Source organism: Streptococcus tangpeifui, from assembly GCF_011038795.1.
GTDB classification, from domain to species: Bacteria; Bacillota; Bacilli; order Lactobacillales; family Streptococcaceae; genus Streptococcus; species Streptococcus tangpeifui.
In genome coordinates this window covers 1-14,501 of sequence record NZ_JAAKDU010000017.1, presented here as the reverse complement: position 1 = coordinate 14,501, position 14,501 = coordinate 1, and the positions used below count along the sequence as shown (strand labels likewise).

The following is a 14,501-nucleotide window of genomic DNA, read 5'->3' as shown; positions in this document are numbered from 1 at the left end:
ATTTTGGTAATAATGATACCATATTCAGAAAATTATTTCATGCAGGTAACTAGGCTAACTGGTCATCTCTATTTGTGAAAATAAAACCTAGAACCGCTCCAACAAGGGCAGATATTCCCAGCCCGATAACACCATTAATAACATTAGCATTGCTCTCGATAAACGCAGGGAAGGTCGTCACACTGCCAAATACAAAAGCGTTAGTAACGACTTTTGTCAACCCTAGATAGGCTCCGCCAGCTGCACCTGCAATAATTTGTGCCAAGAACAATTTTTTGTTTTTGACAAGCATACCAAATAAAGTAGGTTCTATAATTGCCGATAACGCAATGGTAATGACGCCTGTCATTGCAAAATTTTTAAGGTTTTTATTCTTTGCCTTGAGCCAAACTCCGAAGGCTGTTCCAATAACAGCAAAGTTACAGGCAAAGGTCAGAGGACAGATGTAATCATAGCCATTTTGAGAAATATTATTAATCATGATAGGGTTGACAGCCCAATGAATACCAAAGCTGACCAAGACACTCCAGCCACCGCCAACAAGGATACCTGTCAGTACACCACTGCGTTCAATTAACCAATTAACAACGTTAGCAATTCCTTCACCGCTGTAAACACCAATCGGACCAATAACAATGACGGTTAAGGGCACCATAATGGCTAGAGAAACCAAAGGAATCAGAACAAGCTTGAGGGTTTCTGGAATATGCTTGTCTAACCACTTATAGAGGTAAGAGTAAGCCCAAATCGCAAGTATGATAGGAACAACCGTTGAGTTGTAATTCATCAAGACAACTGGGATTCCAAAAAAGCTCGTTGTAGCACCATTACCTGTCTTTCCTAGCAAGGATAAAAAATCCGGATGTAATAAAGCAGCTCCAATTAAGGCTGAAATGTAGGGACTGGCTCCGAAACGTCGTGCAGAAGAAAAAGCGAGCAAGACAGGAAGAAAGTAGAAGACTGCCATAGAAGCAGCAAATAAAATGCTGTAGGTACCGCTTTTATCACTAATCAAACCCAACTGGACACTTAAAATAAGCAAGCCACGTAAAATTCCCGATCCAGCTAAGGCCGGCAGTAAAGGTGCAAAAATTCCTGATATAGCAGAAAAAATCTGACTGATAATACTGCCGCCTTGACCTGATGATTCGTCCAAAGCATTCTCTGTACTGCCTTTTACAAGTATTTCAAATTCGTCATAAACATGCGGTACTTCTGTACCAATCAATATCTGATACTGCCCAGCCTTATTGACAACATCCACAACACCATCTACGGCTTTAACAGCAGCATCATCTGCCTTGGATGGGTCTTTCAAGTTTAGACGTAACCGTGTAGCACAGTGGGTCATATTAGAGATATTTTCTGGTCCGCCAATATTCTCTAGAATCCCTTTGGCAGTTGCTTTGTAATCCGCCATAATAATCACCTCCCTAGTCTTTGTTTCCCTTTAAGAACGTTAACATTAATTTATTAGCTGCAATAGCATCATTTTTATCGATAATATTTTGGATATAATCCATTCCGACTGTATCAATTAATTGATCCATATAGGTAATCATAGCCACATTTCTTTCTGCCTCTTCTACTGCAGGTTCAATAACTGGGAAAGTATCAAAATAGACGACTCCCTGATAATCGTACTTTTTCAGGTAGTACAAAAGTTCTAACGTTTTAAAAGGTGATGCTGTTCCAATCATCAAACCGTCATCAGCAACACCATAGCCGTCATTCGCATGAATACCATACAGCTGCCCCCTACTGCCAAAAATATCTGCAGCAAAAGCAGGATTTTCATGCTTCATAAGCATGTGGCAGTAATCCAAGGTAACACCAATATTTTTACGATTCACTTCATTCAGCAGCATCCCAGTTATTCCCATACTGTCAACAAAGGCATAGGCTCTCTCTTCATACGGCTTATATTCAATACTAATTTTTAAATCTGGGGCATAATCACAAATTTCTTGATAGGCTTTAACTAGCTGGTCCCAAACCTTGCGATAATTGATTTGAAAGCTATAGTCAAATCCATCAAACCCCAGCCAAATGGTGATAACTTCTCCACCTATTGCTCGGCAATAATCGACTGCTTCCTTACATAACCCAAGCGCTTTAGCTGCAACAGCAGGATCTGCGTTGCCTAGTTCGCCATTAATAAAATCATCCCGAAACCTAAGCGCAAGTCCATTCAAAACAAGGTTATGCTTGTCTAAAAGGTTTTTCATTTCCTCAGGAGAAACACCCTTAGTATGCTCTGGATAATTGAGATCAACATAGCCTAGACCAGCTGTTTCAAAATCTGAAAAAGTTTTTTCCAAATTGTAACCGTCTCTCCTCAGATAGGAATTAATCCTTGTCGCTAATTTCATTTATTTCCTCCTAATTATTAACTTCGCCTATATTCTAGCACTAAAAGAAAGCGATTTCAACAAAAATTATCATATTTTTTTATTTTTTTTCATATTTTATCATATTTTTCCATCATTCTATCTATTAGCACAAAAACAGCTGCTACTTATATTAAAAAAGTCGCCATGCCTAAGCATAACGACTTTTAAGATTTCAGCTGCTTAAACAGCCTAGTTTCATAGATTATAGATTAGTGGCTGCACCATCATTGCCGAAGTAAATCCATTGATCGTTGATACGAACAAAACGGTTTTTAGCCATATTACCTGAATCAACATCAAAATAATAACTACGGCCATCAATAGCTACCAAAGCACCCTTAACTTGTTTACCGGTTGTAGGATCAAAGTAGAGGTCTTGATTGTCAATGAAACGACGACCTTTGGCTAGATTACCCTGAGCATCCGCATAATACCAAGCATTGTTGCCAGTTGTAAAGAAGCCGCCGACCTTCTTATCGCCTGAGTTGAGGTCGTAATAAGAAGTGTTGCCTTGGCCATCGGTGACAAAGTCACCCTTAACTTGAATACCGGAATTAACATCAAAGTAGAGCTGTTGACCATTAACTGTTACAGCACCCTTGGCTTGTTGACCGGTTACGTCATCGAAGTAGTACCAATGACCATCCATTTCCTTGAAGCCTTTAGCAACATAACCATTTTCATCGGCGTAGAACCAAGCGTTGTTACCAGTTGTGAAATAACCGCCGACAACCTTATCACCAGAATCTCCACGGTAGTATGACGTATGGCCAGCACCATCGTCAGCAAAACCACCCTTAACTTGAATACCGGAATCCTTATCAAAGTAGAGCTGCTGACCATTGACTGCTACTGCACCCTTGGCTTGTTTGCCTGTTGTTTGATCGAAGTAATACCACTGATCTTGATTTTCAGCTACTTGCTTGAAACCTTTGTAAACATAACCATTTTCAGCATAGTACCAGTCATTGCCGTTGGTTGTGAAGAAACCACTCGACTTCAGGGCGCCTGAGTTGGCGTCATAGTAGGAAATCCGACCTTGGGCATCAGTAATAAATTGTCCTTTAACCTGAACGCCCGTTTCTGGATTGAAATAAAGAATTTGATTGTCAACTGGGTATTGTCCCTTGACAGCATTACCGTTACCATCCATGTAGTACCAGTTATCACCATCATTGACAAATTTATTCTTAGCCATAGCACCATTATCTTCATCGAAGTAATGGGTACCCTTATCATCAGTCACAAATTGACCCTTGGCTTGGAAGCCATTTTCGTCAAAGTAGTAAGTTTGACCGTACATATCTCTGTAGCCTGTAGCCATAACATTGTTGGAATCAAAGTAACGGAAGACAGTCTTATTAGGGTTAGTAGCAGATACGAATGGATACCAGTTATCACCCTTATAGAGGATACCAGTCCGACCATAGTAGTATCTGTTACCCTTCTCATCTTGATGGATAGCATCCCGCAATTGGATACCATTTGGCAAGAAGTAATACTCATTACCATCAGCAGTCTTGTAGGTACCTGTTACCATGTGACCATCTTTATCAAAGTAGTAATAATGACCACCTTCATAAACAAAGCTATTGACAGCCTTGTTACCTGCTGTTGAATAATAAGTCATACCAGTGCCATCATAGTAGAAACCAGTCTTAGCATTTTGGTCACCTGTCAGACCTGCCGGTAGGAAATTACCAGCTGCATCAACCTTGAAGTAAGTGCCAGTAGCATCATCACTAAGGACATAACCAGCCCCTTTTCCGAGAACATTGGTACCATTGAAGTATTTAGCTTCCCATTGTTTAATCTTGGTTGATGGGTCAATTGGCTTACCGGTTGAAATCATATTGACTTCAAACATGTGAGGGTATTTAGCCTTGAGTTCATCAAGGAAGGCACCGCCATACTGAGCTTGGTAATCCTTACCGCTGCTCTTAGTATTCGCAGCATAGAGAGTATTATTCACAAAGGCATCGAAGGTTGGTTTACCATAGTTATCAGTCCGCTTAGCTGTCACCACTTCTTCTCCAGGCAATTGATAGACTTGGTCTGGAACCCAGTCAGCGATAGCTTGGATACCATTAGCATGCAAGCTCTTAAGAGCATTAGCCAAGTCTTCCTTAGAACCATATTTGTTATTCTTACTCATAGCAAGGTCATAACGGTCGCTGAAAGCATAACCATTTTCGATGATAGAATCAAGGAAACTACCATCTGTGGCTGATACATACTGAGGTGCCATTTCGAATGATGTGATACCAAGTTTCTTGAAGAAGTCTGCATTTTCAGCAATCTTCTTATTTGTATAATCAGCATCTGAAGCTGCAAAATCTTGGAAGTTTGAGAAGCCTTCGTAGATAACTTGTGAATCAAGAGCTGCGGAACTTTCAAAGGTCAAACGATTTGGTCCTTTGTCAGCTGTACTTGCTGCAACACGAATATCTTGTCCATCTTTGGCACCAACTGGTACCCAAACAGCTAAGTAACCGCTCATATCAACTGTTGAATAGCCTTTAATATCATCAGCAGTGAAGGTTAAATTACCGTCAGCATCAGTATATTTAACTAGACTAGTATCAGAATCTTTGAGATAAGATTTAACGCCATCATTAGTTCCCAAAAGCAATGGACGGTAGGCTTGGTTGGCATGGGCTTTACCCATATTTACCTTAAAGCTATCTCCGCCAAGGTTGAGATTAGGATCATTGCTGACCAGGGTCACCATACCCGAAGTGCGGCTGAGATCCGTTCCCTGAGTATCATCAGCAGACATGATGTCTTGACCAAAACGAACAGAAGCCAAAACTTTATTGCTGCCATTCACAGTATGAACCTGCTCATTTTGTCCACCAGATACATAGGCAATCCGCCCTTGCAGCATAGTGGTGATGGCATCATAGTAAGGTGTTTTCTTAGCCATGTATTGGCCATCATCTGTATAGAGGTCCCCATAGTACACCCGTGGCACAGATTCCATATTACTTAAAAGCAGGGCATAAGCCGCTGGCATATTATAGTGGGTGTAGGTCTTGCTGACCTTGTTCATGTCTTCGTTATAAATCTTGAAAGCATCTTTCAACTGATCCAAAGTAAAGGTATAACCATCAGTATTGGTATCAATTTTTTCCTTGATAATCTTAGCAATAACAGTTTGCACTTCTGAGTCATGTGCCCGAACGAAGGAATAAGTTGGAATAGAATCACCGTAAGCACGGTCATCACCACGTTCCTTGTTAACAGAATCAGATATGATACTTTCAAGACCGACCCGTTGACCTGGTTGCTTAGTCAGGACGGCTAAGGAAGTCAAACGAGATTGGTTATCAATAGACAGAGCAGCTCCGTTTGTATTGGTATTGTACCAATTATCATTGCCAGACCAAGCTTCTAGAATAGAAAGATGTGCCAGAGCGTTGGCTTCTTTTTGATTAACCTTATAGTATTCTTCGAAGTAATTGGTGTAAACTTGGAGCAAGTCGGCATTAACATTATCAACGGCATCAACCCGAACTCCATCAAAGTTGGCATCCTTATCATTGAGTACAATCGAGCCCCAATTCATTAGATAATGCAGTTGGTTGAGCATTTCAGCTTGAACTACTGGATTAGAGTTATCGACATCATTAGACAGGAGGAACTCATAACCACCCATACCATCTTCATCAAAATACTTCTGTTCACCCGTTTGCATAGTAGGAGTGCGGTTGAGCAGACGATAATCAGAGTTAGCCCAAGGAGTCAAATCACTATTGGTGTAAAGCAAAGCCCCGCCTTGCAAGTGATCGCTCTTGTTAAAGTTTTCGGTGCTCATATTCCACTTGGATTGCGTTGCTACAAAAGCCTTGATAGCAGTGCGAAGCCACTCCGTGTTATTGTCACTGGTAATTTTTTGTTCAATACGCGTTTGCACCAGCTGAGCTGCCTTATTCAAAGCTGTTTGAGAAGTCTCATTGGTAAACTCTTCATTACCAGCCCCCAAATACTTAGTCATATAGTTGAGATAGGCAACTTGAGTGTCCTTATCAGGCCACCAACTCATCAAAACCGGACGCAAATCATTTTCATTTGATGCTTCCCATGTTTGACCGTTGCGCAGAATCGAAGCAGGACGGTACCATGAGTTTGCCGTCAAATAGCCATCAACCAACTCAAAGCTCTTAGCGGTTGAATCGTAAGCCTTGTTGTGACTGGTAAAATCATCAACGATATTTGTCAAGCCTTGAGAGAAAGAATAAGTCGATGTTGACGAAAGGGCACCAGTATCACCATCGAAATAAAGCATTTGTCCATTGACAGTAATGGCAAAATTCTTCTTATAAGAGCCATCCGCTTGAACATAATAGTACTTGCCATCAACTTGCTTGACATTATCAAGCGACATAGCTGCTGTCTTTTCTTGTTCAGAAGGCCCCGCTTGCTGTTGGTCAGCCGCTGTCGCAACATTGGCTGCATCTTGACGTACAACTGCTGTGCCATCTGTCGCAGGCGTTTGAGTTTGAGCTTGAGCTTGGTCTGCTGCTTGACCTTGATCAATTGCCTGTTCAGCAGTTGCTTGATTTTGTGTATCAGCTTGGTTTTGATCTGCTGCTACTGTTTGATCGGATGAGGCTGAATCATTAACTGTATTAGCATCGTCGGCTTTAGCCTGATTTTGCTGTCCAGATTCCTCTACCGCCGCTGTCTGTGCTGCTGTATCCGTTCCGGTATTTTCCTCAGCTGATACTGTACCAGCACCCACAAGTGTTACCAAACCGGCAGTGGCTACTGCGATAGTCACCCAATGTTTCTTAACCTTGTGAAGCTTATAATGTAGCTTTTGTTCCATAAAAAACACTCCTATAGCTATTAAATTAAACTGTGTTGTTATTAAACCTTAGAAGAATGTCATATAACAACATTTTCTATGATAGCACTTTCATATTTAAGAATGAAGAAAGTTAGATGTCAATTTTTTTGATAATTATATCAAATCAGTGACATTGCAAATGTTTTACTTTCATAAGATTTTCAAATCAATTATCTTTAGCTTTCATAACATAAACAAACACTTTCTGAAAGCCTTTTTTAGTTATCTATAACGATTTCACAACTACAGGGTGGGCTAAAGTCACTAGTAGTAAAAAGCTCCTATCCTCAAAGATTTGGGATAGAATGTCTTAACTAAATGACACTGAATAAAAAGGTTTTCAGTTTAGCAATACTTTGTTATCACTTCCTGTTTTGTGATATAAAACCTCAAAAAAACGAACAAAACTGGAATTTCCACTGTTAGAAATCCAACTCTGTTCGTTTTTTAATTTTTACCATCGGGTTTGTTTTACGAAGCCGAGACATACCATACGGCCATGAGCGACACCCTCATGAGCTGATCCGTTCTACTATCATATTTTTTGTGTGAAAGTGCAGTAGTACCTATACCTGCCTGTCTCAACTCCAATGATTAATAGAGGTTTTTTTCAACTTCTTCCTTGATATATTGCCATTCCTGCTGAGCTCTTGCTATCTTGCGTTGATAATCAGCCCGTCCCCTGTTGGCATACTGGACAAGATAGTCTTGCTTAACCAGAGGAATCTGAGGGATAGGAATTTCCAAAAGCTGGGCAGTCGAAATATTCAGAACACCCTTGCCATGGTCGGCTGTATCCAAAAGAGCCTGTCCCACCTCTGATTCTAAAAAGAGCTTGAGATAAAAACCACTGAGGGTCTCACTAGGGCGTAAAACTGTAATATTAGAAGATGCCACCACTGGAAAAAGCTGCTCCTCAAAAACAGCAACCTTTTTAACAGTTCCTTTAGAAGCGACTAAAACATCACCAGTCTCTAACAAGTACTTCTGTAACTTCTCTATTTCCTCATCAAAAGTTTTGAGGTTTTGATAATCGATTCCAAACTCTGTCATATCCGACAAATTAATATAGCTAACACGTCCAGGGTCAGCTTTACTAGAAACAGCTTTCCCCTTAAAGGCTCTTGCTACTTGTCCCAGTGGCAGCTTCTCCACTTGATTAGCCAGATAGTCTTCTACCAGCCTCATGGAACTCCTCCTTCTCCCTACGTTTTCATGGAAGTTATGTGAAAGCGTATCATTCTTCTGCTATATCATACCCTAAATTATCAAGAAAAGCAAAAAAAGGCTAAAAAACAGGTTGTTTAAGCAGCCAAACCATAATCAACTTAGTTTTTTAGCATTTTTAACTAATCGGTATCAATCACAAAGCCTGAACAGCAGCAAGAGCTGCCTGATAATCCGGCTCTGAATTAATATTATCCAGATATTCCGTATAAGTCACTTGGTTGTTTTCGTCAAGCACTAAAACGGCACGCGCCAGTAAGTGCCACTCCTCCATCAAAACCCCATAAGCCTTACCAAAATCATTATCATAATAATCCGAGAGTAAAACAGCATCGTCTAAACCTTGGGCTCCGCACCATTTTTCTTGAGCAAAAGGCAAATCAGCTGAGATGGTAATGACTACTGTATCAGCCATATCTGAAAGCTCCTTATTAAAAGTTCTGGTTTGGGTCGAACAGAGACCCGTGTCAATAGAAGGTACAATACTCAGAACTTTTTTCTTCCCAGCGAAATCTGACAGAGATTGCTTCTTCAAATCCGTTCCTATCAAAGTAAAATCAGGGGCGGTATCTCCCACCTGTAGCTGGTCATCTATAGCCACTGTGACTGGTTGTCCTAAAAATGTTGGCATCGTTATCTCACTTTCTAGCCGTTTCCATACCCTTTGAAAACCAAAACGATAGATCGCTGCAAACTGAACATACCTACGTTTTTGCGAAAATAAATAAGTTTTCCTTGAATCTTTAAATTAATGACTCTGTGTCAAACTTCCTAAAATCTTTGAAACGCTTAACAGCTTTGTATCTTAATCTCAGCTTACCCTACCAAAGTACTGGTCGCACCTTGTCTACTTTTGATTTTCTTTGAGTCTAACGACGCCTCAATCATATCGCATTTAGCTGGAAATTACGAAAATTTTGTTTGTGGATCCTTTCCCACTCCCATAATTTTGTGCCAAAATTTACTAGAAAAATAAAAAAAACAATTAAGAACTAAAGCAAAGTCTTAGAGAAAGAGACTAATAAATTCTGTAATTTCGCATGTTATCCTATCGCATAATGTTTGTAGACACCCATCCGTATCCCCCCTATCTCTACTAATAAACATCACAGCCACATGTATAAATCGTATCCCAATCTTATAACTTTATACCTGACAAGAGCAATCAGCAGAGTAGTCCTAATACTGAACAAGCTCTTCCTTCTTCTACCTCAGCGGATAAAAACACAGATAATACAGATAGTGCCGCTGGCCCAGAACACGAGGGTTCAGACCAAGCTCAGCAAACATCACAAGCACCTGATGCACCCGGAGTCTAATCCTAATACTACTCCAGCAGGAGATGATACGACTGCTAAGTCCCCTACCGAAAACAATAACAGTGCTGCCACTGTTCAAAAACAAGAATCTGCAAACAATACCAATCCTCCAACACCTTCTGTTACTACAGCTGCTGGAGAAAATGAGCAGGAGATTACGTCAATTACTCCTAAGGAGTATGAAGCTAATGTTGCTAATTTGAACAAGGTCTCAATGACTGATGTCTATCAAATGTTTACACAGGATGGAAAAGAACATACTCTTTACCTTGGGCGTCCGACTTGTCCATACTGCCGTCGCTTCTCACCAGAAGTTAAAAAATTCAATGATTTGATTGGTGGACAGCTAGACTATTTTAATACAGACTCTCCTGAATATGATGACGCTGCACAGACAGCTATTCTTTACAATCTGGACAGCATGTTTCTCCTACTGCAGCTCAAAGTAAAGCCAATAAGCTTCCGCAAACAGGGCAAGCTAAGAGCTATCTTTCCCTCTATGGCTACCTCACGCTGTTACTAGCGACAATAACTGGGATTGTTATGAGAAAGAGGACCATTCACTAATTAACTAATTTGTTAGTGTTTTGTTTACAAAAAAATCAGCTTTCGGTGTCCTGCGAAAAGCTGATTTTTCTATTATAAGAATAAATTCCAGGCCAAACTGTATCTCAATTAAAAAATCTCAAAAAGCAAGGCCAACCTATTTCCCTTGAAATTCTTGAAAAAGCTCTAATATCTTAGCAGCAACAGCTTGACTATCTGCTTCTACTTGGTCATCTGCATAAGTCTTCAAGTAAGGATAACGACCGACCTGAACAGCATAAAGCGCATCTTTAAACATACCAATATCATTTTTATCATTGCCAAAAGCTATGTAAGGCTCATCAAACACTTCCCTAATAGTTGAAGACTTACTGATATGGTTAGGATTGAGATAAAGGCACTTCTCACTTTCATGATAAATCAATTCAAACAAGTCCGTCTCCTTAGCTTGATAAGTAATATCAGCTAGGAGATCCTCATGATTTCCCAGATAAATCACCATTTTAATGGGATTTTTCAATTCATCAGCCGAAACTTTCTGAGCCAAATTTAAAGGGTCAACCATCTTGATAAAAGGAATGTATTCCTCATTATCTGTTGCATAATTAAAACAATTATCAACAAAGAAAGGCAGATTAAAGTAACGGCAATAGTTTACAGCCTCCTGATAGCCTACAGGATCTAAGTTATGCTCGAGAATCAACTGACCTCTTTCATAAACGAGACCGCCATTAAGACCGAAAACGCGCTCTTGAGCTAGTTTTTCACCCAACATATCAAGGGAATCACGATAGGAACGAGCCGAAGCAAAATTCACCTTATGGCCATAGCTAGCCGCTTGAGCCAAGACCTCTTTGATGGACTCATCAATACTATAACCATCAAAAGATAGAGTTCCATCTAAGTCAAAAACAAAATTCATATTAAACTCCTAGTTGAGCACCGCCTCAAAAAGCAAAACTCACAATAATCAAAGCTCCTACATTATATCAAAAAACTAGGTTGAAACCTAGATTTTATTGGATATTTATGGCACTACTACCGCCTCTTCCCGAATTTTCAAGTAGATGAAGAGACAAACTGATGCATAAATCAGTAAAGTCAGCAAACTCCCCTCGATACCGAACTGACCACCCGTCAAATAGGTAGGCCCAGAGAGCTTGAACTTAAAAATAGCCGATGAAACCAGACTGAGTCCCGAAACTTGAACCCCAAAAACAGAGCCTTGGAAACAATTCCAAGCTGCATGAAGGCCAAAAGCACCCCAGAGATCACCCTTCCAAATGACATAGAGGCACATCATGAGACCAAAAAGACTGGCATTAAGTAAAGATATCAGAGTAATGTGAGGACTCAATAAATGAAGAACTGCAAATAAAAGTGACACGATAGAAACTGCTGTAACCTTTCGATGATGGCTAGCGAGAACTGGCAGCAACCAGCCTCTTGTCATTAATTCTTCACCAGCACTTTGAATCTGCCAAGCAAAACTGAAAATCATTAGAAAAACAAAACTTGAAAAGGTCAGATTAACCTTATCAAGTCGAGCTATCCCTAAAAGACCAAGCAACAGAATGATAACCGTAAACATAACTCCGCCCCAGAGCAAGCCCTTCAGCAATTCCGATCCTACCCGGTTTTTAAACAATCCCATAGAGGAAATCGGACGTTTCTCTACCCATTTTACCCAGCCAAAAAAGATAACAAATACCCCTATATCATAGGTTAAAAATGTTAACATTCTTATATCTGCCCATTGAGCAGGCAAGCCGAACAAAGATAGAATTTTAACAATCCCTTCCATAATTCCAATCCCTAAAAGCTGACCAGCAGCAAATAAAAGGACTGCAAGAGGAATCGCTACAGCAATATACTTAGTTACTCTGCCCTTGGCAGTTTCGGTAAAAAGATTAGGTTTCATTCTATGTTTTCCCTTTCATAAGGATATGATCCATGAAGCATTCAAACAATAGGAACCTTGACAAGTTCTAGGCAGGTAAGTTTTTTCACAGGAGTGTAGACAGAGGCAATCCATAGGGAGGTGAGCTCGATCCATTAAACACTCCAAAGATAAATGAGGAAAATTCCTTGAAGAGGGAGGGCATAATAAACAACAGCAGGCTTACTTCAAATGTTTATGGCACTACTACTCCCTTACGAATTTTTAAATAGAGGTAGAGACAAACTAGGGATAGCACGAATACCGTCAAAATACTTCCCTCTACACCAAAAGCACCACCACTCAAATACGATGCCCCTTTTAACTTCAACTGGATAATAGATGATGGCAAGACAGCTGTGCCAGAAACTGGGATACCAAAAACAGAACCTTGAAAGCAATTCCATGCCGCATGAAGCCCAAACACGCCCCAGATATTGCCCTTCCAAATGACATAGAGGCACATCATGAGACCAAATAATATGACCACTAAGAGAGAAATAATGGTCACATGAGCATTAGGCAGATGCAATAAGCCAAACAGAAGCGAAGCTACCATAACGGCCGTAAATTTCCGATGATGGCTAGCCACTGCAGGCATTAACCAGCCCCTAGTCAAGAGTTCCTCAGCCCCACTTTGAATTTGCCAAGCAAATACATATAATAATAGGAATCCTAGGCTTTTAGCTGAGACATTAATTTTTTCCAAATCAACCATTCCAAAAAGGCTCAATAAAACCACTATGATGCTAAAAAGTCCTGCACCAACCAACCAGCCCTTGGCTAGTTCTCTACCTGCATCCTTTTTAAACAATCCCATAGAAGAAATGGGACGTTTCTCTACCCATTTAACCCAACCAAAGACAGTTAGATAAATGCCCAAAAAGGCAAAAAGCTCAATTAGGGTAGAAACATCTGTTGAAAATGGTAAGCTGGTTTGTATTTCTCCAGACGGACTAGGGGCCGGAAAGCCATGCCCAAGATAATAAATTAAAGTAATAGGCACTAGGCTAAGACCACCTATCAAAGTACCTAAAAACAAGAGCATCAGAGCTATAAGAATCAATAATATAATGGACTTCGTTATCTTACCTTTTGCCGTTTCAGTAAAAAGATTAGGTTTCATTTTATGATCTCTCTTTCATAGGGATATTAAGCCATGAAGCACTCCCAAAAATAGGAATCTTGACAAAGGTGCACTAACATCTAGAAATTCTTTTTCAACAGAATCGTAAACGGTTCATGATTAAGATACAAAGGACTTCTGTGGGCATAGCTAAAATAGGGGTTTCGGATTCGACACAGAGTCACAAGTATTCTGGGGGAATACGCTGTCTTTTTAGCCAAGTGCCCGTGTTCCATTCACACGAGACTAAGCCGTGAAGTGGTTCAAAGGAATTTAAGGGCTTGAAGTTTCTGCCGACTAATTGTTGCTTTTTCACTTTTAAGCAACAAACTTCAGCAGTCTCTCCCCAGACTGCTGAACCCCTCAGAGTCTTAAGCATGTTCAAGTGCACAGACTTTAACTTTTTGTACTATTTTAATATAACAGATGTTCTAGCCTTTTGCAAGATAAAAAGAGAGTGGGATCAACCAAATTATTAAAAATTTTGATTCTTACCACGTCTTGGTTTTAAAGTGGTGACCTAAATGGTCTCTCCTCAGAGCGTTTTGACGCTTGCTTTGCAAACTTCATTTCCATTTCCCGATTAAAAAGGTCTCCCAGACCTTTTTGTCCCCCTGCACAGCTCAAAGGTTCAGAGGACCTTTTGAGGTTGGAAATAAGATGATCGATGACCATCATATTCGTTTAGGTTTTCTGCTTTGGCCTTGTGGTCAAAGGAAAGACGGTCAGCAGTAATTTATCGAGGCTGAGAAAAGTATTCTAGCCTTCTATTTTTTGCAGTCATAATAATTTGACGCAGTAGTTGATTGGAGATCCTTATCTTGGGGTGCAGTCCCATTTCAAGCATCCCCTTAAACAGTCCACTGGACTGTTTAACTACTCCGCAAGTGATAACGGCCACCCCATCTACTGTGCGAAGGTAAGACTTCTTGGCCTAGCCAACAATTCCTGCTCACAGCCACTTCACCAGAGTTTTATACGAAAACTACAAAGAATGCAAAAATTCCCTCCCTATGATATAATCAAAGCGAAAAAAATTATATTTAGACTACTAGCTCGTCCCTAGTAGTCTTTTTCTGTGCTAAAAATTCAGAATAAG

At 40.2% G+C, this 14,501-nt stretch carries 9 protein-coding genes and 1 pseudogene; 2 read left to right on the top strand and 8 right to left on the bottom strand.

Annotated features, from left to right (window positions below; genetic code table 11):
* Positions 1–49: 49 nt before the first annotated feature.
* From G7Y32_RS09995 to tpx, 5 genes are all read right to left on the bottom strand, one after another.
* Positions 50–1,420 carry a PTS transporter subunit EIIC gene (locus tag G7Y32_RS09995; RefSeq protein ID WP_165213339.1) on the bottom strand — a complete coding sequence of 457 codons (1,371 nt, stop codon included), beginning with the start codon at positions 1,418–1,420 and terminating at the stop codon, positions 50–52.
* A 13-nt stretch (positions 1,421–1,433) separates the two neighbouring features.
* A complete protein-coding gene (locus G7Y32_RS09990; protein WP_165213338.1) occupies positions 1,434–2,372 on the bottom strand; it encodes a sugar phosphate isomerase/epimerase family protein in 939 nt (312 codons plus the stop codon).
* Between the two features lie 223 nt (positions 2,373–2,595).
* The gene (locus G7Y32_RS09985) at positions 2,596–7,224 is read right to left on the bottom strand and encodes a glycoside hydrolase family 70 protein (RefSeq protein ID WP_165213336.1); all 4,629 of its coding nucleotides are present in this window, start codon (positions 7,222–7,224) and stop codon (positions 2,596–2,598) included.
* 615 nt (positions 7,225–7,839) lie between these two features.
* A complete protein-coding gene (locus tag G7Y32_RS09980) occupies positions 7,840–8,433 on the bottom strand; it encodes a restriction endonuclease subunit S (protein WP_165213334.1) in 594 nt (197 codons plus the stop codon).
* Between the two features lie 175 nt (positions 8,434–8,608).
* Positions 8,609–9,103, bottom strand: a complete 495-nt coding sequence (gene tpx, locus G7Y32_RS09975; protein WP_165213332.1) for a thiol peroxidase — start codon at positions 9,101–9,103, stop codon at positions 8,609–8,611.
* Between the two features lie 485 nt (positions 9,104–9,588).
* Here tpx and G7Y32_RS10440 point away from each other — a divergent pair, with 485 nt between their 5' ends.
* Complete coding sequence (locus tag G7Y32_RS10440; protein WP_494399388.1) at positions 9,589–10,314, top strand: DUF6568 family protein; 726 nt, start codon at positions 9,589–9,591, stop codon at positions 10,312–10,314.
* A pseudogene (locus tag G7Y32_RS10565) lies at positions 10,284–10,358 on the top strand (hypothetical protein); the annotation flags it as partial. The gene G7Y32_RS10440 and the pseudogene G7Y32_RS10565, both read left to right, overlap by 31 nt.
* Before the next feature lie 136 nt (positions 10,359–10,494).
* On the opposite strand, the gene G7Y32_RS09965 reads toward G7Y32_RS10565, so the two are convergent.
* The 3 genes from G7Y32_RS09965 to G7Y32_RS09955 form a co-directional block, all read right to left on the bottom strand.
* On the bottom strand, positions 10,495–11,259 hold the full coding sequence (locus tag G7Y32_RS09965) for an HAD-IIB family hydrolase (RefSeq protein WP_165213330.1): 765 nt from the start codon (positions 11,257–11,259) through the stop codon (positions 10,495–10,497).
* Positions 11,260–11,364: 105 nt separating this feature from the next.
* Positions 11,365–12,258, bottom strand: coding sequence for a CPBP family intramembrane glutamic endopeptidase (locus G7Y32_RS09960; RefSeq protein ID WP_165213327.1), 894 nt, complete (start codon positions 12,256–12,258; stop codon positions 11,365–11,367).
* Between the two features lie 214 nt (positions 12,259–12,472).
* On the bottom strand, positions 12,473–13,402 hold the full coding sequence (locus G7Y32_RS09955; protein WP_165213325.1) for a CPBP family intramembrane glutamic endopeptidase: 930 nt from the start codon (positions 13,400–13,402) through the stop codon (positions 12,473–12,475).
* Between the last annotated feature and the right edge of the window lie 1,099 nt (positions 13,403–14,501).